Origin of the sequence: Pseudomonas sp. FH1 (assembly GCF_000510895.2) — a bacterium.
GTDB lineage: Bacteria > Pseudomonadota > Gammaproteobacteria > Pseudomonadales > Pseudomonadaceae > Aquipseudomonas > Aquipseudomonas azotoformans_A.
In genome coordinates this window covers 94,015-112,128 of record NZ_AOHM01000112.1, presented here as the reverse complement: position 1 = coordinate 112,128, position 18,114 = coordinate 94,015, and the positions used below count along the sequence as shown (strand labels likewise).

Here is an 18,114-nt window from a genome sequence, read left to right as displayed (position 1 = left end):
GTTATTGGCCGGAGAAATTCGGGAGGCGTTTTTCCAGGGAAGCGCGCAGGGCTTCGGCGCCATCAGCACTGCGTCCGCACAACAGGCCAGCGGCCAGTTCGGCCTGCAGTTGCTCGGGCAGGCTGCGCTCGGCGCCGTCACGGATGAGGGTCTTGGTCTGAGCGAAGGCGAGGGTCGGGCCGTTGGCCAGGCGCGTGGCGAGTTCGGTGGTGTGGGCGTGCAGTTGATCATCCGCAACCACTTCCCCGACAAGGCCGGCGGCCAGGGCGCGGTCAGCGCTCCACAGCTCGTCAAGGAACAGCAGGCGCTTGGCGTTCTCGCTGCCGATCAGCCGCGGCAAGTGCCAACTGGCGCCGGCGTCGGGCGAATAGGCCATGCTGGTGTAGCCGGCCTTGAAGCGTGCCGATTGGGCAGCGACGCGCAGGTCACAGCACAGCGTCAGGTCCATGCCCGCGCCGACGGCGGTGCCGTTGATGGCGGCAATCGTGGGTTTGTCGAGGGTGTGCAGGCGGGTCATCAAGGCGTGGGCGGCTTCGGTCCAGCCGTAGGTTTCGAGGGCGCCACGGGCTTCGGCGTCGGCCCACTCGGCCAGGTCGGCCCCGGCGCAGAAGCTGCGACCATTGCCGGTCAATACCACCACACGCACAGCGGGGTCGGTGTTGAAGGTATCGAGCAAGGCGTGCAGGTGCTTGAGGGTGGGAATGTCCAAGGCATTGCGCTGCGGACCACGATTGAGGGTGATCCAGGCAACGCCAGCTTGCACATGAGTGAGCACGGGCGAATCGGTAGTCATGGCTTCCTCGAATTATTTTAGTTGGCTTGAGGGGTGCGACATGAGGCGATACTAAACAAGTGTTCAGCAAGAAGGCAATCGGCAAACCGCAAATATTTTCAGAAGGGGAAATGGCCGACCTGAACCTTGCGTTCAGGCGGCTGCGCAAGGCTCAGGGTTTGAGCTGATAACGCTGGCGGCCACCGGCCTGCAGGCCATCGACCCAGGCTTCGCAGATCTGGATACCCTGCTCTGGTGTGAACGTGCCGGGGTTGAGCCCCGACTCCAGCCACAACCCGTCGAGCAGTGCGCTCAGGCCGATGGCGGCCAGATCGGCATCGAAGTGCTTCCAGCCCTCCTCCTTGGCCATGTCGGTCAGCGCTGAGCGCATGATGGTGCGGTACTCGCCGTAGGAGTGTTCGTGGGCCAGGTTGATCGCCGGCGCCGTCTTGACCGCGCCCCAGAATACCAACCAGGCGTCCAGCAGGTGCGGGTCGAGCAATTCGGCGGAAAACGAGCCACGGAACAACGCCGACAGGCGCTCCCGAGGGTTCGGCGGCGCCTTGGCCATGGTTTCGCGCAGCAGGCTCATGACCTGGTCGGTGATGGTGCGGTAGGCCTCCGCCACCAGCTCATCCTTGCCCGAATAATGGTGGCTGATCAGCCCCACCGACACCCCGGCCTCGGCGCTGATCTTGCGGATCGACGCACCCTGGAACCCGTCACGCTTGAGGCACGTGAGCGTGGCCTGGACCAGATTGGCCTTGCGCATTTCCGGGTCCATCCGGGAAAAACGGGATTCCTGGGTCATGCGGTTAATTCCTACGATTGGGTCGGCAGCACGACTCTACCTCAGTCGCGATAACCCGGCGACACCCGATCCAGCATCCTCAGCAACGCCGCCCAGGCCAGTTGCATGGCGTCCAGGTCGACCAACTCACCCTCTTCCAGCGGGCGGCCAGGGTTGTTGAATTGCTGTTCGGTGTAGGCACAGACCTCGGCGGACGGCAGCACCAGCTTGCCACACGCCTGGGCGGCGATCTGGATATCGCAGGCCCTCTCCAGGTAATACATGCGCAGGAACGCCTGGCTGACCGTCTCACCTACCGTCAGCAAACCATGGTTGCGCAGCATCAGCACCGGCTTGTCGCCCAGGTCCCGCACCAACCGCTGCTGCTCATCCATGTCCAGGGCCACGCCTTCGTAGTCGTGGTAGGCCACCTTGCCGTAGAACTCCATGGAAATCTGGTTTACCGGCAATAACCCGCACTCCAAGGCCGCCACCGCACAGCCGGCACGGGTGTGGGTATGCAGCACGCACTGGGCGTCTTCGCGGGCGCCATGAATCGCGCTGTGAATCACGAAGCCCGCCGGGTTGACCGCGTAAGCCGAGGGCTCCACGGGGTGACCGTCCAGGCCGATCTTCACCAGGCTTGATGCAGTGATTTCGTCGAACATCAGCCCGTAGGGATTGATCAGGAAGTGATGCTCGGGCCCCGGGATACGCACCGAAATATGCGTGAAAATCAGATCGCTCATGCGGTAGTGCGCAATCAATCGGTAGCAGGCGGCGAGCTGTTCACGCAGCTGCTGTTCGGTGGAGTGAGTCATTTTTATTCTCCAGGCACGGGGTTGATGAAGGCGACGCTAATCCAGTCGCCAGTAAAAAAACAAGTTGATTTTTTACTGGCGCTCGCCTCCTATAGAAAAATAACAATAACAGCGCCTGGAGTATCTGCACCATGTCGCACCCGACCTTTCCCCATCTGTTCGAACCGCTGGAACTGCGTGGCAAACGCCTGAAAAACCGCATCATGTCCAGCGGGCATGACACCTCTATGCCCATCGATAACCGGGTCAATGCGCAGTTGATCGCCTATCACCGCGCACGTGCCGAGGGCGGCGTGGGGCTGATCGTGCTACAGGTGGCCGGGGTGCATGACAGTGCGCGGTATACCTCCCATGTGCTGATGGCGACCGACGACAGCTGCATTGACGGCTACCGCGAACTGGCCGAGACCTGCCATGCCCACGGCACTATGGTGCTGTCGCAGATCTTCCATCCGGGACGCGAAATCATGGAGTCTGCCGATGGTCTGCTCGCCGTGGCGTATTCGCCATCGGGTGTGCCCAATGAACGCTTTCGCGTGATGCCACGGGCGCTGGACCAGGCGATGATCGACGAGATCGTCGCGGGTTATGCATCGGCAGCGAGGCGCTTGCATGAGGCCGGGATCGATGGGGTTGAGGTGGTCGCCAGCCATGGGTATCTGCCAGCGCAGTTTCTCAATCCTCGGGTAAACCGGCGTACCGATGATTACAACGGTTCTCTTGAACATCGACTGAAGTTCTTGAGGGAAATCATCGAAGCCGTCAGGGCCGCCACCGACGAACAGTTCATCATCGGGCTGCGCATTTCTGCAGATGAGCGCGATGCCGAAGGGCTCACTGAAAACGAGTCCCTGGAAGCCGTTCAACACCTGCAAACCCAGCTGGATTACGTGCATATCGTCGCAGGTACATCAGCGTCACTCGGCGGCGCGATCCATATCGTGCCACCCATGGCGATTGCCGCTGCGTACCTCGCCAGCGAGGCGGCGACGTTCAAGGCCAGTCTGTCGATTCCGCTGTTCGTCACCGGGCGTATCAACCAGCCCCAGGAAGCCGAGCTGATATTGGCGCGGGGCCAGGCCGATGTCTGCGGCATGACGCGTGCGTTGATCTGCGATCCACTGATGCCGACCAAGACCCTTGCGGGCCGTGCCGAAGATGTACGGGCGTGCATCGCCTGTAATCAAGCCTGCATCGGTCACTTTCACAAGGGGCTGCCGATCTCCTGTATCCAGCATCCCGAGACCGGCCGCGAGTTGGTGTTTGGTGAGTTGCAACAGGCAGTGAAGCCCAAACGCATCATGGTGGTGGGCGGTGGCCCGGCGGGCATGAAAGCAGCGGCAGTCGCCGCGCAACGCGGGCATGATGTGACGCTATACGAAGCCAGCGGGCAATTGGGCGGGCAAGTGTTGCTGGCCCAACTGCTGCCACGGCGCAGCGAATTCGGCGGGGCCAGTACCAACCTGCAACGTGAAATGGAACTGGTCGACGTACGCGTGGTGCGCCATACCCGTGTCGACCGTGCGCTGGTGGAACAGGAACAGCCCGATCATGTGATTATCGCCACCGGTGCCGAGCCTTATTGGCCGGCCTTCGAACGCGGCGGCGAACTGCAAGTGGTGGACGCATGGCAGGTGCTGCGCGAGCAGGTCACGTTGGGCCGCTCGGTGGTGGTGGTCGATTGGCGTTGCGACTGGATCGGACCCGGCGTTGCCGAGCGCCTGGTGCGCGCCGGCCATCAGGTGCAATTGGCGGTCAATGGCACGCACTGTGGGGAAAACCTGCCGCTGTATGTCCGTGATCAAATGGCCGGAGAACTGCACCGGCTGGGCATCCCGATCATCCCTTACGCCCGCCTATATGGCTGCGATGACACCACGGTCTACCTGCAACACACCGCCAGCGGTGAGCCAATGCTGTTGGAAAATGTCGATACCCTGGTGTTGTGCCAAGGCCACCAGCCAGTAGACACTCTGGCCGCGGAGCTGCAAGGCTTGGTGCCCTTTGATCGCATCGGCGACTGCCTGGCCCCGCGCACCGCCGAAGAGGCGATCTACGAAGGACTCAAGGTAGCGTGGAACCTGTGACAGACAATCCCCAGCAACTGTTTCTCGGCACGCGCATTCGTGGGCTGCGCAAGGCCCGTGGCCTGACCCTCACGGCCCTGGCGCAGGCCAGCGAATTGACGGCCGGTTACCTCAGCCAGTTGGAGCGTAACCTGGCGTATCCATCGATTCCGGCCCTGTTCAATATCGCTCGTAGCCTGGGCGTGACCATCCAGTGGTTTTTCGCCAGCGAAACCGTAGCCGCTGTCGAGGACGAAGGCTATGTGGTGCGCAAAGGCAACCGCCAAAGCATTCACTACGAAGACGGCATCGTCGACCAATTGCTGACGCCGTTGCCCAACCACCAACTGGAAATGCTGCAATCAAGCTTCCCGCCCGGCACCTATAGCCAGCAGAGCTACAGCCATGAAGGCGAAGAAGCGGGATACGTACTGAGCGGCCGGTTCGAGTTGTGGGTAGGAGAGCGACACTTTCTGCTGGAAGCCGGTGACAGTTTCAGCTTCGCCAGCCATGAGCCCCATCGCTACGGCAACCCTGGAAAGGTGGAAACCCTCGTGATTTGGGTGATTACACCGCCGACGTTTTAGGCCACCCATACAAATGGAGACGTTTCCTACGGGAACTGGCGACAGTGGCAAGGCGGCCATCAATGGTGAGGGGCCCTTTCACTTGCTATAAAAATGGCTACTTCTCTGCGAGGGTGTCGCCATGTCGTTATTGCATTTGTTGTTCGGGAAGCCGACCCAGGATGAGCGGGAGCGTGCGAAAGAGGTCAAGTCCCGCAAAACCTGGAAAGTCGTGTACGGAGGCATCGGCCTGGATGCCTGCGAAGTGCTGGAGTCGCCGGGTTACAAGGACGCCATAGACCAGATACGTAAAATGGAGGCTGATCATTCATGGGTTTGCTGATCATCGTCCCCTTGCTGGTCAGCGGATACATGGTCTGCATCAGGCACCCCTTTTTCTACGTACGCCTGCACCGTTTCCAAGGACAACTGCTCTATTTGCAGGTGGCCAGGATGGGAATGGCTTGCCTGATCGTTTCGACCCTCCTGACTGCAGCCGTTCTGGCAGTGTCAAAGCAGGCGGTCCCGATCATGGGGCACGTCATTGCAACAGACTACAGCAGCTACTTGGGCACGCTATTGGTGCAGCTTGATATTGCCAGCGAAAAAAACGGCACGCTGTGGGTTTTCCTGATGCAGGTTGGCCTGACGGCACTGGTAATTCCCTTCTTCTGGTCAGCGCTCTATGTGGGCGCGAAGAAGAAAATATTGCAACTGGAAACAGACGTCCAGCTCCACTCGCTGCTGGCGCTGGGTGTCCTTGAGGGCACGCCTTTCAGAATCTTGCTGAGAGAGTCCATCGTGCAGTGCAGGCCGTGCATGTTCAGCTTGAACGATCGCAAGGTCTATGTCGGAATCGTACTGTTCGCAGGCACACCGACCGAGTCCGAAGGTGTCGATCATGCCTTCACGCTGATCCCCATACTCAGCGGTTACCGAGACAAGGACACACTGGAGGTCACGCTGAATACTCACTACTCAACTGCAGCCAACCCGCCCCCCATCACACTGATCCAGGAAAATGTCGTCTCCGCCACACAGTTCGACTTCACTCTCTGGAACGCGGTCCATACCCGCAAAACCCGCAAGACGCGACAGGGCCAGTTGCATCAACACCGCCCCGCGCGCCCGATGCACGCTGAAAGCCTCTGCGCTTGAGGCTCCAACGTCAGTCAAACTTCCAGTTCAACCCAACACGCAGCATCTGCCCATCGTTCTTGAACTTGGAATCATACCCAGTCCCTGCTCCACCGCTGCCCGGAATCACCGCAACGTTCAGCTTGTCTTCACCCAAGTCGTAGTACAGGTATTCGGTCTTGAACGACAGATTCTTGGTGATGGCCTGTTCGATACCAGCTCCCACCGTGTACCCCATTTTGAAATGGCTCTGGTCGCCGCTGAACTGGGTATTGCCTGTGGGGCCGAACATGTCGACGCTCTGGCTGGTTTCGCCATAGGCCAGACCGGCCGTACCGTAGACCAAGGTGTGGTCGAACGCATAACCGAAGCGACCGCGCAGGGTGCCGAGGTATTTGATCTTCGATTCGAATCTGTTGTTCAGCGCCAAGCGGGTGTTGAGCTGAGCCGTGCCGATGTTTCGGCTGTCCTGCAGATCGGTATGGGAGATATCCGCTTCGATACCGGCCACCCACTGGCCGAACTGGTAGTTGTAGCCGAACTGTATGCCACCCAGCAGGCCGTTACGGTCCAGGTTCACACGGCCAGGGCGTGCACCGCCGTTGATGTTGGCAATGTTCGGTGCAGCCTGCCCCTTGGTATCGACATCGCCATCGCCACCAAAGCCGTAGCCAGCACTCAAGCCGCCGTAGAAGCCGGTCCAGTCGGTAGGGCCTTCGGACGAATAGGCATCCGCCGCCTGTGCGCCGGTTGAAGCAACAACAGTCAGTGCCGTAGCGGCAAGTAAACGCGTGATCATATGCAGAGCTCCTAGGTTTTTTAGGGGTGTAACAGGCACAGCGTTGCCGCACGCCGAGGGCAACCGGCGGGAGGAATGAATTCATTTAGAGGGGTATTACTGAGCCTAAGGGCCCGGAATGAAGCTATTGGCCGAGAAAGCGGTAATCGGCACTGTAGGGTTCCAGGTGCAGTTCACCGACTTGGGCACAACTACCGCTGAATACGCCGCCCAAGGTATGCAGACGTTCCACCGCAACCACCTGTGCCAGCCCGCCGTCGCCCTGATGGCTCACCACTTCAAGGCGCAGCAGCGAAATATCCTGGGCACTCGACCCAGGTGCCTGGGCAATGACCTTGCCGACCACTGCGCTGCGATCATCCAGTTGCCAGGTGGGCCCGGCAAAGTGTCGGCCAACGGTCTTGCCATTGATCATCAGCGTGGCAAGCGGCTCACGAAACTGCCAGGCAAGTTGACCCTTGTTATCGCGGGCACAGGTGTAGATCTGCACGCCAGCAGCCCGCACGGCCATCAGCACTTGCTTGGCCGCGCCATTGGCAGGCTCCGGCAAGTCCTGTGCCTGTGCCCGCTGCGCGTCGACCGCACAGATCACCAGCACAATCAGGCCGATCACTTGCACGACCAGCAGCGCCAGGCGATTACGGCGGGTGATGGCATCAGGATCGGTGTCACTCATTTTTCGCCTGCCAGAAGAAGGGTCAAGAAACGTCTGGTTAATCATGTTGAAGTCCGTCGGTAGCGGCTGGTTATCAGCGTCTGCAGGATGAACAACCGACTCGAACGGTTTATTCCCGACTATTTTCCAAGCCGGGCAAAAACCTCGCCTACCAGACTTCGATCTCCAGTTCCGCGCGCTGACTGGCCGGTGTCGGCACGGCCTTGCCGCTGTGCATCACACCCTGGCGTGGCGGCTCGCGCTTGAGGTTTGGCACCGGTATCCGCCCGCCTCCACGTACCGTTTGAGCACCGACCATCGCGAACTGGCCATTGGCGAAGTTCAGCCCCACGCCATTCTGGCGCTGGAAGTAGATCCACCAGCGTTCCTCCTCAAATTTCATGAACGCGAACCCGCGTGGATACGCAGCTTCGCCATAGTCGTCAAAGGTCATCGCGGTGGCCAAACCCAGGCCATGACCATCGGCACGACTGAGGTATTCCTTGCTCAAGTAGTCGCTGCCACCCTGTACGTGAAACACCCGATACGTGAGTTCATCAAGCTGGTCGATCAAGATCGAACAGCCACTGAAGTCCGGCGTGAACACATAGCCAGTCGCGCCTGGATTGACCGGAATATCGCAGTAATCACCCTGAGGAACCCAATGCCCCATCAGCGGCCGTTCGATCTTGCCGAAATCACCCGGTTTATCCAGGGTGGCCAGTCGGTACCCACCGGATTTATGACTATTGACGTCAAACACGTTGATCCCCTTCACCAGGCTTGGAGGAATGCGTTTGGCGGTCATGAAGTTCTGTTGCAGGAAGGTCTTGGTGGACGACAACGCGGTCATGCACGTGTTGGTCATAGGTGCTCCGGATAGAAGGAAGGTGCAGACGTCTCGCCAGTCCCTGCAAACGCCGTTCGAATCACGGGAAATCATCAGAAGAACACCCTCCCCGGACGCTTTATTCCATGATTTCGTTTAATCGGAATTCGTCTTTTCCATGCAGATAATTGTCTTCTTCCTACGCCCTATCAGCCGGTAGCCTTCGGCCCTGCGATGCCTTGCGCACGCACGAACACCGGCTGTTGCGACAGCATCGGTGCCTGCCCCCAGTGCTCGATAGATGGCGCCCACGTGAAAAAACTTTCGATAGTCCTCTTGCTCGCAGGCTTGCTCCAGTTGCCGCATGCCCTGGCGGCGCCAGCCAATATTGGCGTGATCGCCTATGCGGAAAAACCGCTGAAGCTGATACGCGCCACCAGCCTCTATACCGTGGGCGTCGGCACCCGACTGCAAGGGGGCGATATCCTGCAGACCGGTGCGGCTGGCGTGCAGATCGAAGGTATTGCGTCGACGACCCTGGCATTGGGTCCCGACACCCGCATCCTGATCGCGACCAACCGCACCGCCGCCCAAATCAATCTGCTCAATGGCTGGCTGAAGCTGCAACCAGTGGCGGGCAACACCCACGCCAACCTGGCGGTGACCACCGGCGCACTGGCGTTCACCGCCACCCAAAGTTCGAGCGTGATTCACGTGAGCCCACGCCAGACCGAGATATTCATCGAGGACGGCAGCCAAGTGGTCAATGAACTCGACACCCACGGCAAAGGCGAGCACAGCGTCACCCTGGGCCATGAAGACTTTGCACAGCGCAGCACCGGCAGCGCTCTCAAGATCGTGCCGCGTCCCGAGCAGGCATTTATCGACGCCCTGCCCCGCCAATTCCTCGACCCGCTGGTGCCCCTGGGCAAGAAAATCCCTGCCGCATCCGAGCCGAAAAAAGAACGTGACGTCACCTACGACGACATTGCCCCCTGGGTTGTCAGCCCGCTCAACCTCAGCCAGCAGATGCTCGCCAGCCGCTTTGCGCCGCGCCTTAACGACCCGACGTTCCGCCAGGCGGTGAAGGTCAACCGTGGCGGGGTGCTGGAGTGGGAGCTGGAGCTGTTGCGCCTGGAACGTCGCAAGAATGCGCACTGATCCCCACCACGTCGGTCCCCGAAGGTCTTTATGAAACTGTCGCTTGCGGTCAAATTCAACGTAGTGTTCCTGGCGGTGTTTATCGTCGGTTTTATCGCCACCAGCCTCTCAACCCACTACATGCTGCAACAGAGTGCGCGCCGGGAAACCCTGGAAACCGCACGCATGCTGATGCGCTCGGCCTCTGCCGCCAGCACCTACACGGCCGAGCAGATTGTGCCGCTGCTGGAGAACCGCCTGAAGTTCCAGTTCCTGCCGCAATCGGTACCGGACTTCGCCGCCATTTCGCACCTGCAGGAACTGCTCAAGTCTTACCCGGACTATGCCTACAAAGAAGCCACGCTCAACCCCACCAACCCGCGTGACCTGGCCAACGACTGGGAAAAAACCCTGATCAGCACCCTGCGCAGCCAGCCGCAGACCGACGAGATGGTGGGTGAGCGCGCCGATGACAAAGGCACGTCGCTCTACATCGCGCGACCGATCCAGATCAAGGACGCCGCCTGCCTGGCCTGCCACAGCACGCCAGATGCGGCGCCAAAAACCATGGTCGACATCTACGGAGCGGTAAATGGCTTCGGCTGGAAACTCAATGACACCATCGGTGCGCAACTGGTCTCAGTGCCACTGGACTTACCGATGCAACGCGCCACGAGCCTGCTGCACAGCTACATGCTGTCGATGCTGGGGATCTTCGCCGTATTGTTCGTGGCCTTGAACGTGGCGGTGCACCTGTTTGTCACACGGCGCCTGCGGCAGATGTCGGCGTTGGCTGACCGCGTCAGCCTGGGCGAAACCGATGTGCCGCCGATGGACGTCAGCGGCAGCGACGAGTTGGCACGCCTGGGTCAGTCCTTCGGCCGTATGCGTACCAGCTTGGTCAGCGCCATGAAGATGCTTGAGGAATAGGGCCGCGATCATGCTTGAACAACTCGGCAAATACCGCATCGACAGCGTGCTCGGAAAAGGCGCCATGGGCACGGTGTACAAGGCGTTCGACCCGAACATCGCCCGCACCGTGGCGCTCAAGACTATCCGCAAGGAGCTGTTCGGCGATAGCCAGCACGCCGAGCTGGTCAGCCGCTTCAAGAATGAAGCCCAGGCCGCTGGCCGGCTGATGCATCCCAATATCGTCGCGGTCTACGACTACGGCGAGGACGAGGGCTCGGCGTACATCGCCATGGAGTTCGTCGAAGGCACACCGCTCAACACCCTGCTCGCCGCCCAGACACCCCGTGACCTCAGCCACAGCCTCGGCTGGATGCGCCAGTTGCTGTTGGCCCTGGAGTACGCGCACTCCAAGGGTGTGGTGCACCGCGATATCAAGCCGGCCAACCTGCTGATCACCGCCGACAACCACGTCAAGGTCACCGACTTCGGCGTCGCACGCCTGGACTCCTCCACGCTCACCCAGACCGGCTCGATGATCGGCACCCCCAGCTACATGTCGCCGGAGCAGTTTTGCGGCGAGTTGATCGACGGTCGCTCCGACGTGTTTTCCGCTGGGATCGTGCTGTACCAACTGCTCACTGGCGAGCGACCGTTTTCCGGCTCGGCCACCATGGTTATGCAGCAGATTCTCAACCAGACGCCGGTAGCACCGTCGAGCTTGAACCTGGCCCTCGACCCGGCGTTGGACAGTGTGATCGTCCGCGCCCTGGCCAAGCGCCCGGCCGACCGCTATCCCTCGGCGCACGCCTTTCTGGATGACCTTGAAGCGCTGCTCGGCACCACCACCGGCAGTTGGACCAGCGCCGATATCGACGATGATCGCACCGTGCTGATGCGCCCCAACCAACCCTTGAGCAGCGGCGTGACACCGTTAGCGACCGAAGCCGTGGAAACCCTCACGCCGTGGAAGTTGGCCGTGATGCCTGAGCTGGAGTCGCTGCTGTCCCACCAGATCGGCCCGCTTGCACGCTTCCTGGTGCGCAAGAGCCTCAATGGCGCGGATGACTTCGAGGGTATCTGCGCCGCATTGTTGCCGCATATTCCGTCGGAGCGCGGCCGTGAGCAGTTCACCAGCGCCAGCCAGTCGCTGTTCCAACGCCTCAACCCGCCGACTGCCGCGCCCGAGGTGGTGGCTGAACCCACCGCGATTGTTCCGACCAGCGAGGTGATCCATACGTCAGTCGACCCCGACTTCGCACACATGGCCGAACGCCGGCTGGCGGTGCTGATTGGTCCCATCGCCCGCATCGTGGTCAGTCGCGCCTTGCGTGCAACCTCACTGCGCCAACCCTTTGTGCAACGGTTGGCCGAGTCTATCGAGAGCGAGGCCCAGCGCCTGGCGTTCCTCAACAGCTTTGAGCCCCTGCCATGACCGACTCCCCCCTCAGCGCCTGCGGGCCCCATCGCCTGGCCTGCGCGGTCGCCTATGGGGCCAGCGATGTCGGCACGGTGCGCCAGAGCAACGAAGATAACTTTCTGGTGGAGCCCAGCCTCGGGCTGTTTGCCGTGGCCGACGGCATGGGCGGCCATGAAGCCGGCGCCCTGGCCAGTGCCGAAGCCCTGATCAGTTTGCGCCAGGCGCTCAACGCCCACCGTGTAGACCCACTGAACGACGGCAGCGACCCGGACGCCACCTGGTCGGACCCGGACATGCAAGCCGCCAGTCGCCTGCACAACGCACTCGATCAAGTGAACCAGTGCGTCTACCAGCAAAACGTGGCACGCCAGATGAGCGAAGGCAGCGGCATGGGCACGACCCTTACAGGGGTATGGCGCCCGCATGCCGATGGGCCACTCTTGGTGTTTCATGTGGGTGACAGTCGTTTGTACCGCTACCGCGACGGCGAACTGAGCCTGCTGACCCGCGACCAGACCTGGTATCAGCAAGCCCTTGAGGCCGGCAAAGTCGACCGTTTACCGGCACGCAATCTGCTGTTGCAAGCTATCGGCCCGGGGCCGCGGGTAGAACCGCAAGTACGCGTGCAACCCGTGAAGCGCAACGACCTGCTGATGCTCTGCAGTGACGGCCTGCACGGTTGCGTGCCGCACCAGGAAATGGCTCAGGTACTCGCCGCTGCCAGCCGCGACACGCTGGAGACTGCCTGCCAACGGCTGATCCACCTCACCCGCGAATACGCCGGGCGCGACAATGTCACGGTGCTCCTCGCCAGGTTCGACGGCTGAATCGCCTTATGGCAACTTGAACGCCTCATCCAACGGCACACGATAGCCGGTGGCCAGGCGGTTGGTTTCGTTAGCCATGCCGACCACCGCCTGCAACTCGCCAAACATCTCGTCGGTCATCCCCGCCTTGCGCGCTGCTGCCGTGTGGGAGGCGATGCAATACGGGCAATTATTGGTCACGCTGACAGCCACATAGAGCAGTTCCTTGGTCAGTGGATCCAATGCCCCCGGCGCCATGATTTCCTTGAGGCTTTCCCAGGTCCGGCGCAGGGTCGGTGGGTGGGCGGCCAGGCACTTCCAGAAGTTGTTGACCTGATCGACCTGGCGCGTGTGCATGATGTCGTCATAGACCGCACGCACTTCTGGGCTGGCATCGGCGTATTCGGTGAGGTGTTGAGTCATGGGATGTCCAAGGCGGAGGGTGAGTGTTCTGGAATACCGCGCCGCCCCATTGCTGGCAAGTGAAGCCGGTGAATCCTGAATGACGGAGTTGACGAACGGTCATGCGAATGTTCAGATGCCGGCCTGTTTCAGGTGCCCCCTGCCGCCGTGCTTGGGGTGAAACGGGAAACCGGTACGCTCTTTTGAGCCAGTCCGGTGCTGCCCCCGCAACGGTATTCGCGTGACCCCTTCGACACACCACTGTGGCCTGCGTGCCATGGGAAGGTGAAGGGTTCCATACGCGAGAGCCCGGAGACCGGCCTGGAATTTCTGTTAGGCAAACTCCTGCGGTGGGCGGGCATGGGCCGGTATCGGCGTGTGCGCGATGCCTTCTCCTGCGTGCTTCTGCGAAGATACTTTCGAGAAGACTATGATTCGACGTTCCCTGATCCCTTTGTTCGGCTCGCTGTTCAGCCCCCTGTTGCTGGCCGACGACAACACCCTGGTGCTCAACCAGCAGATCGTCTCCGCCCCTTCCGTGGAATCCACCACTGTCGCCGCCATGGCCCAGTACGGCAGCAAAGTGGAGATCGTCACCCGCGAACAGATCGAACGCGCCGGCCCCGCCGCCGACGTGACGCGGGTGATGCAGATGTTCATCCCCGGCCTGTATGTGGCGCCGAAAAACGGCCCGTTCGACTACGGCACCTATTCCCTGCTGGGCGGGCGCAACGATGACACATTGATCCTGCTCGACGGCGTGCGCCTGAACAACCGTCTGTATGGCGGCCTCTACCTCGACACGCTGCCAGCCAACGCCATCGAGCGCATCGAAGTGCTCAAGGGCGGCCAGAGCCTGTTGTTCGGCACCCAGGCGGTGTCGGGGGTCATCAACATCGTCACGCGCAGCCCGCAGACCCGCGAGGCGTCCGGTGAAGTGAACCTGGGAGTCGATACCTTCGGCGGCACCACCGGCGATGCGCGGGTGGAGAAGATCTTCACCAACGGCTGGGGCGACCTCGGCCTGCTGGCGTATGTCAGCCGCAACGCCTCCGAGGGCTACCAGCCGTTTCGCAACAGCGATTACAGCGGCCGCGTCAGCGACAAAAAGCGCTCGTACGAAGTGACCACCTTCGGCGCCAAGGCCACCCAGGCGTTTGGCAATGACTCGCGCCTGGAACTGTTCTACCAATATGCCGATGCCAACCTTGATTTCGCACGGCCGGTGAATAACTACAAGACCACCAACGACCGTGTGCAACAGATCGCCACGGCGACTTTCGAACAGGCGATCAACGAGCGCCTGAGTTATTTCATCAAGGGCCATATCAACGACTGGGACACACGCTACACGCGGCTCGATAACACCGCCGACGGGGGTCGTAACGTACGTAACAACAACGACTACTGGGGCTTCACTGACTGGGGTGTACAAGCCGAGGGCAAGGCCGAATTGCCAAGCGGCCATGTGCTGGTGGTGGGCAGCGACAACCAGTGGTTCAAGGGCCAGGACGATGTACTGGTGATCGACGACAACAAGGCCCAGGCCCACGCGCTGTATACGCAACTGCGACCGCAGATCGACGCGCTGCCCAACTGGCACCCCAGCGTGGGCGTGCGGCATGAAGCCATGAGCGGCGGTGACAGTGCCACCGTCGGCATGCTCACCTCGCTCTATGATCTCAACGACCACTGGGCCCTGCGTGGCCAATACGGTACGGCCTACAAACTGCCCAACGCCGAACAGCTGTTCGTCAACGAGCCGGGCGACGAGATCGGTAACCGCAATCTCAAGCCGGAGAAAAGCCGCAACGCCGAACTGGGGATCGACTACAAGGGGCTGCTGGGCGAGCGCGACTTCAGCGCCAGCGTCACGCTGTTCAAACGCAAGATCACTGACTTGATCACGCTCGACGATGTGCAATGGGTCAACGGCCAGGGCCAGCTCCAGATGCGTGGCTTCGAGGCCGACGCCAAGCTCGCGCTCAATGACCAGTGGAGCCTGCAAGCCGACATGACGCGCAACCTCACCGAGTCCCGCACCGGCGTCACCATCAACGACATTCCGAGCTTTTTTGCCCGTTCACGGATCGGTTTCGAATCGGAAAACCGCTTGTGGGGCGCAGGTACTGCGATCCGCTACATTCGCGACATCACCAGCTCGAAAAACGTCGAATACGGCCACTACTCCGTGGTGGACGCAGATGCCTATCGCTACCTCGACGCCGCCCACCAGCACCGCCTGAGCCTGCTGGTGGAAAACCTGTTCGACCGCGACTACGTCACCAGCCGCGCCAGCAACGTCGACAACCTCGGCCGCCCGTTCACCTCAGAGGTGCGTTACACGTATCACTTCTGATGACTGAGATCACCAAAATCGACGGGGTGGACTTCCATCCCGACTGGTCCCGCATACCGGACCACGCCCGCCATGTATTCCTGTGCACCGGCCCACGCTGTACGCAGCGCGGCGCCTTGCAACTGTGGAAAACCCTGCGCCGCCGACTGCTGGAACATGAGCACATCGAAGTGCCCGGTGGCGTGCTGCTGACGCGCACCCATTGCCAGTTCCCGTGCAACCTCGGACCGGTGCTCACGGTGTATCCCGAGCGTTGCTGGTATGGCGTGCACAACAAGGCCGAAGTGCTGCGCCTGGTGGATGTGCACCTGGTGGGCGGCGATGTGGTGCAAGACCTGCTGATCAAGGACGCCCCATGAAACAGCCATGGCTATGGTTGAGCGCCCTGCTCTACTGCACACCGGCGCTGGCAGACAGTTATCGCAACTGCGCCCAGGACTGGAGCGTGCCGCCTTCGCCACCGTCGCGCATCGTGGCACTCAACCAGCACGCCGCCGATTTGCTGCTGGCGTTGGATGCCGGGCCTTCGCTGGCAGGTGTCGCGTACCTGGACGACAACGGCATTACGCACCGGCACGGCGAGTACTTTGACGTGCCGGTCATCGCGGCGAAATACCCGTCCAGTGAAGTGCTGTATGCGCAGCGCCCAGACCTGGTAGTCGGCGGTTTCGCCAGTGCCTTTGGCGATGGCGTGACCTCACGTACGGGACTAGCGAACAACGGGGTGGCGTCGTACCTGCTGGAGTCCGCCTGCGCGGGTCACTCGCTGGATTACTTTGGGCATATCCGTCAGGACTTGTTTACCCTCGGCGCCCTGTTGCACAAAACCCAACTCGCTCAAATGCTCAGCGACGCGTTGGATGCTGACCTGGCGCGCGCCCATGGCCTGATGGGTGATGCCCGTCCGCTGTCGGTGTTTTACCTGGACAGTGAAGTGGGTGGACTCGATAGCGAAGGCCAACGGGGTTTTGTCACCACCCTGCTGATGGCCTCCGGTGCACGCAATATACTGGCCGATATCCCGTTGTCACGGGTGACCGTCAGCAATGAAACCCTGCTGGCCAAGGACCCGGACGTGATCCTGCTGGCCGATGCGCTGTGGTCACCGGCCAGCCGCAAGCGGCAGTTGCTGACCACCGACCCGGTACTCTCCAAGCTGCGCGCCGTGCGCGAGAACCGCATGATCGACATTCCCTTTACCCATGTGGTGCCCAACATGGGCAGCGGCCAGGTGGTTCTGTCATTGGCACAGCGGTTCAAGGCGCTGGCGATTCGTGACCTGCGGTAAAGAGTCCTTTTCGGATTCGGCGGTTTTTCCGAAGGAACGACGGGCGGATACTCGACTCCATTGTTCATCCCCCTTCAGGAGTTACTGATGTCTACCCCAACGCAAAATGTCCCGGCCTTCGGCCTCGGCACCTTCCGTCTGCAAGGCCAGGTGGTGATCGATTCGGTCAGTACCGGTCTGGAGCTGGGCTACCGCGTCATCGACACCGCTCAGATCTACGAGAATGAAGCCGATGTCGGCCAGGCGATTGCCGCCAGTGGCATCCCGCGTGAAGAGCTGTTCATCACCAGCAAGATCTGGATCGCCAACTTCGCCGAAGGCCAGCTGATTCCAAGCCTGAAAGAAAGCCTGCGCAAACTGAAGACCGACTACCTGGACTTGACTCTGATTCACTGGCCCTCGCCGGAAGACCAGGTGCCTGTCGCCGAATTCATGGGCCAGTTGCTGGAAGCCAAGCGCCTGGGCCTGACCCGCCAGATCGGCATTTCCAACTTCACCATCGACCTTATGAAGCAAGCGATTGCAGCCGTTGGGGCCGAAAACATCGCCACCAACCAGGTCGAACTGCACCCCTACCTGCAAAACCGCCAGGTCGTGGACTTCGCCACCGCCAACGGTATCCAGATCACGTCCTACATGACCCTGGCCTACGGCGAAGTGCTCAAGGACCCGGTGATCCAGCAAATCGCCGAACGCCATCAGGCGACCCCAGCGCAAGTAACGTTGGCCTGGGCCATGCAATCGGGTTACGCGGTCATCCCGTCCTCGACCAAACGCGCCAACCTTGAAAGCAACCTCCAGGCCCTGCAACTGACCTTGAGCGCCGCCGACATGGCACAGATTGCCAAACTGGAACGCGGCCATCGCCTGACCAGCCCCAAGGGTATCGCACCAAAATGGGATTAAATCCCGGCTGCTGGTGCTTGGGCTAACTCCCGCAACCACGGCAACACCCGCAGGCCAGCAGTGGCTGCGGGTGGGTCGATGATGTCCATGAAGTGTTCGAGGTTGACGTTGTCAGGCACGCCGGGTAGCCGCACCAGCACTGCCGGCGTTGCGTCGGCGCGGGCGCTCAGGTCCAGGTGGTCGTAGACCAGCACGTGGTGCGCCTGGGGTTGAGGCCCGCAAGCGTGGGCCGTCAGCCCCGCATTGATGATCAGTACATCAAAAGGCCGGGCGGGGATGGCGGTGAGCAACTGGACCTCTTCAAAGGTTTCCACCGGTACAATCCGGAAATATCCCAATCGGTTGAGCATCTTCTCGATGTACAGGCGTTGCAGGTGTTGTTCATCGGCAATCAGGATGGTCAGTGCTTTGTTTGGCATGGCGAACCCCTGGGCAGGCAGCGCTCGTCA

At 61.0% G+C, this 18,114-nt stretch carries 20 protein-coding genes and 1 riboswitch; of the genes, 12 read left to right on the top strand and 8 right to left on the bottom strand.

Going from position 1 to position 18,114, the window contains the following annotated elements:
• Window position 1: 1 nt before the first annotated feature.
• The 3 genes from H096_RS25475 to H096_RS25465 form a co-directional block, all read right to left on the bottom strand.
• Window positions 2–793, bottom strand: a complete 792-nt coding sequence (locus H096_RS25475; RefSeq protein WP_033902110.1) for an enoyl-CoA hydratase-related protein — start codon at window positions 791–793, stop codon at window positions 2–4.
• A gap of 151 nt (window positions 794–944) precedes the next feature.
• Entirely contained in the window at window positions 945–1,583 is a 639-nt protein-coding gene (locus H096_RS25470; protein WP_033902108.1) for a TetR family transcriptional regulator C-terminal domain-containing protein, read from the bottom strand.
• Between the two features lie 41 nt (window positions 1,584–1,624).
• A complete protein-coding gene (locus H096_RS25465) occupies window positions 1,625–2,383 on the bottom strand; it encodes a class II aldolase/adducin family protein (RefSeq protein ID WP_033902107.1) in 759 nt (252 codons plus the stop codon).
• 131 nt (window positions 2,384–2,514) lie between these two features.
• On the opposite strand from H096_RS25465, the gene H096_RS25460 reads away from it, so the two are divergent.
• From H096_RS25460 to H096_RS25445, 4 genes are all read left to right on the top strand, one after another.
• Entirely contained in the window at window positions 2,515–4,470 is a 1,956-nt protein-coding gene (locus H096_RS25460; RefSeq protein WP_033902106.1) for an FAD-dependent oxidoreductase, read from the top strand.
• Complete coding sequence (locus H096_RS25455; RefSeq protein ID WP_033902105.1) at window positions 4,458–5,036, top strand: cupin domain-containing protein; 579 nt, start codon at window positions 4,458–4,460, stop codon at window positions 5,034–5,036. Before H096_RS25460 ends, H096_RS25455 begins: the two co-directional genes overlap by 13 nt.
• 121 nt (window positions 5,037–5,157) lie before the next feature.
• Window positions 5,158–5,358: a hypothetical protein gene (locus H096_RS25450; RefSeq protein WP_033902104.1), complete on the top strand. Its 201-nt coding sequence runs from the start codon at window positions 5,158–5,160 to the stop codon at window positions 5,356–5,358.
• On the top strand, window positions 5,346–6,173 hold the full coding sequence (locus H096_RS25445) for a hypothetical protein (protein WP_033902103.1): 828 nt from the start codon (window positions 5,346–5,348) through the stop codon (window positions 6,171–6,173). The genes H096_RS25450 and H096_RS25445 overlap by 13 nt, the downstream gene beginning before the upstream one ends.
• A gap of 10 nt (window positions 6,174–6,183) precedes the next feature.
• Here the strand turns inward: H096_RS25445 and H096_RS25440 are convergent, their stop codons facing one another.
• The 3 genes from H096_RS25440 to H096_RS25430 all read right to left on the bottom strand — a co-directional run bounded on the left by H096_RS25440 (window position 6,184) and on the right by H096_RS25430 (window position 8,474).
• Entirely contained in the window at window positions 6,184–6,951 is a 768-nt protein-coding gene (locus H096_RS25440) for an outer membrane protein (RefSeq protein WP_033902102.1), read from the bottom strand.
• Window positions 6,952–7,075: 124 nt separating this feature from the next.
• Window positions 7,076–7,627, bottom strand: a complete 552-nt coding sequence (locus tag H096_RS25435) for a DUF3455 domain-containing protein (RefSeq protein ID WP_033902101.1) — start codon at window positions 7,625–7,627, stop codon at window positions 7,076–7,078.
• 148 nt (window positions 7,628–7,775) lie between these two features.
• Window positions 7,776–8,474 (bottom strand): hypothetical protein, encoded by a 699-nt coding sequence (locus H096_RS25430; RefSeq protein WP_033902100.1) that lies wholly within the window; start codon window positions 8,472–8,474, stop codon window positions 7,776–7,778.
• 273 nt (window positions 8,475–8,747) lie between these two features.
• On the opposite strand from H096_RS25430, the gene H096_RS25425 reads away from it, so the two are divergent.
• The 4 genes from H096_RS25425 to H096_RS25410 are packed head-to-tail and all read left to right on the top strand — an operon-like array spanning window position 8,748 to window position 12,731.
• On the top strand, window positions 8,748–9,596 hold the full coding sequence (locus H096_RS25425) for a hypothetical protein (RefSeq protein ID WP_033902099.1): 849 nt from the start codon (window positions 8,748–8,750) through the stop codon (window positions 9,594–9,596).
• A gap of 30 nt (window positions 9,597–9,626) precedes the next feature.
• Entirely contained in the window at window positions 9,627–10,505 is an 879-nt protein-coding gene (locus H096_RS25420) for a DUF3365 domain-containing protein (RefSeq protein WP_033902098.1), read from the top strand.
• A 10-nt stretch (window positions 10,506–10,515) separates the two neighbouring features.
• Window positions 10,516–11,919 (top strand): serine/threonine-protein kinase, encoded by a 1,404-nt coding sequence (locus tag H096_RS25415; RefSeq protein WP_033902097.1) that lies wholly within the window; start codon window positions 10,516–10,518, stop codon window positions 11,917–11,919.
• Window positions 11,916–12,731 carry a protein phosphatase 2C domain-containing protein gene (locus H096_RS25410; RefSeq protein ID WP_033902095.1) on the top strand — a complete coding sequence of 272 codons (816 nt, stop codon included), beginning with the start codon at window positions 11,916–11,918 and terminating at the stop codon, window positions 12,729–12,731. The genes H096_RS25415 and H096_RS25410 overlap by 4 nt, the downstream gene beginning before the upstream one ends.
• A 6-nt stretch (window positions 12,732–12,737) precedes the next feature.
• Here H096_RS25410 and H096_RS25405 read toward each other — a convergent pair whose 3' ends face one another.
• Complete coding sequence (locus tag H096_RS25405; protein WP_033902094.1) at window positions 12,738–13,133, bottom strand: carboxymuconolactone decarboxylase family protein; 396 nt, start codon at window positions 13,131–13,133, stop codon at window positions 12,738–12,740.
• Between the two features lie 113 nt (window positions 13,134–13,246).
• A riboswitch (cobalamin riboswitch) is annotated at window positions 13,247–13,452 on the top strand.
• A gap of 90 nt (window positions 13,453–13,542) precedes the next feature.
• Here H096_RS25405 and H096_RS25400 point away from each other — a divergent pair.
• The 4 genes from H096_RS25400 (at window position 13,543) to dkgB (ending at window position 17,665) form a co-directional block, all read left to right on the top strand.
• Window positions 13,543–15,471: a TonB-dependent receptor gene (locus H096_RS25400; RefSeq protein WP_033902093.1), complete on the top strand. Its 1,929-nt coding sequence runs from the start codon at window positions 13,543–13,545 to the stop codon at window positions 15,469–15,471.
• Window positions 15,471–15,830 (top strand): (2Fe-2S) ferredoxin domain-containing protein, encoded by a 360-nt coding sequence (locus H096_RS25395; RefSeq protein WP_033902092.1) that lies wholly within the window; start codon window positions 15,471–15,473, stop codon window positions 15,828–15,830. Before H096_RS25400 ends, H096_RS25395 begins: the two co-directional genes overlap by 1 nt.
• Window positions 15,827–16,759, top strand: coding sequence for an ABC transporter substrate-binding protein (locus tag H096_RS25390; protein WP_033902091.1), 933 nt, complete (start codon window positions 15,827–15,829; stop codon window positions 16,757–16,759). The genes H096_RS25395 and H096_RS25390 overlap by 4 nt, the downstream gene beginning before the upstream one ends.
• Before the next feature lie 87 nt (window positions 16,760–16,846).
• A complete protein-coding gene (gene dkgB / locus H096_RS25385; RefSeq protein ID WP_033902090.1) occupies window positions 16,847–17,665 on the top strand; it encodes a 2,5-didehydrogluconate reductase DkgB in 819 nt (272 codons plus the stop codon).
• Here the strand turns inward: dkgB and H096_RS25380 are convergent.
• Window positions 17,662–18,084: a hypothetical protein gene (locus H096_RS25380; protein ID WP_033902089.1), complete on the bottom strand. Its 423-nt coding sequence runs from the start codon at window positions 18,082–18,084 to the stop codon at window positions 17,662–17,664. The two genes, dkgB and H096_RS25380, sit on opposite strands and share 4 nt — an antisense overlap.
• Window positions 18,085–18,114: the final 30 nt, after the last annotated feature.

Bases quoted from the DNA above. Each gene is read 5' to 3' on its own strand.
- H096_RS25475 (WP_033902110.1), bottom strand. From the start codon at position 793: ATGACTACCGATTCGCCCGTGCTCACTCATGTGCAAGCTGGCGTTGCC.
- H096_RS25470 (WP_033902108.1), bottom strand. From the start codon at position 1,583: ATGACCCAGGAATCCCGTTTTTCCCGGATGGACCCGGAAATGCGCAAG.
- H096_RS25465 (WP_033902107.1), bottom strand. From the start codon at position 2,383: ATGACTCACTCCACCGAACAGCAGCTGCGTGAACAGCTCGCCGCCTGC.
- H096_RS25460 (WP_033902106.1), top strand. From the start codon at position 2,515: ATGTCGCACCCGACCTTTCCCCATCTGTTCGAACCGCTGGAACTGCGT.
- H096_RS25450 (WP_033902104.1), top strand. From the start codon at position 5,158: ATGTCGTTATTGCATTTGTTGTTCGGGAAGCCGACCCAGGATGAGCGG.
- H096_RS25445 (WP_033902103.1), top strand. From the start codon at position 5,346: ATGGGTTTGCTGATCATCGTCCCCTTGCTGGTCAGCGGATACATGGTC.
- H096_RS25440 (WP_033902102.1), bottom strand. From the start codon at position 6,951: ATGATCACGCGTTTACTTGCCGCTACGGCACTGACTGTTGTTGCTTCA.
- H096_RS25435 (WP_033902101.1), bottom strand. From the start codon at position 7,627: ATGAGTGACACCGATCCTGATGCCATCACCCGCCGTAATCGCCTGGCG.
- H096_RS25430 (WP_033902100.1), bottom strand. From the start codon at position 8,474: ATGACCAACACGTGCATGACCGCGTTGTCGTCCACCAAGACCTTCCTG.
- H096_RS25420 (WP_033902098.1), top strand. From the start codon at position 9,627: ATGAAACTGTCGCTTGCGGTCAAATTCAACGTAGTGTTCCTGGCGGTG.
- H096_RS25415 (WP_033902097.1), top strand. From the start codon at position 10,516: ATGCTTGAACAACTCGGCAAATACCGCATCGACAGCGTGCTCGGAAAA.
- H096_RS25410 (WP_033902095.1), top strand. From the start codon at position 11,916: ATGACCGACTCCCCCCTCAGCGCCTGCGGGCCCCATCGCCTGGCCTGC.
- H096_RS25405 (WP_033902094.1), bottom strand. From the start codon at position 13,133: ATGACTCAACACCTCACCGAATACGCCGATGCCAGCCCAGAAGTGCGT.
- H096_RS25400 (WP_033902093.1), top strand. From the start codon at position 13,543: ATGATTCGACGTTCCCTGATCCCTTTGTTCGGCTCGCTGTTCAGCCCC.
- H096_RS25395 (WP_033902092.1), top strand. From the start codon at position 15,471: ATGACTGAGATCACCAAAATCGACGGGGTGGACTTCCATCCCGACTGG.
- H096_RS25390 (WP_033902091.1), top strand. From the start codon at position 15,827: ATGAAACAGCCATGGCTATGGTTGAGCGCCCTGCTCTACTGCACACCG.
- dkgB (WP_033902090.1), top strand. From the start codon at position 16,847: ATGTCTACCCCAACGCAAAATGTCCCGGCCTTCGGCCTCGGCACCTTC.
- H096_RS25380 (WP_033902089.1), bottom strand. From the start codon at position 18,084: ATGCCAAACAAAGCACTGACCATCCTGATTGCCGATGAACAACACCTG.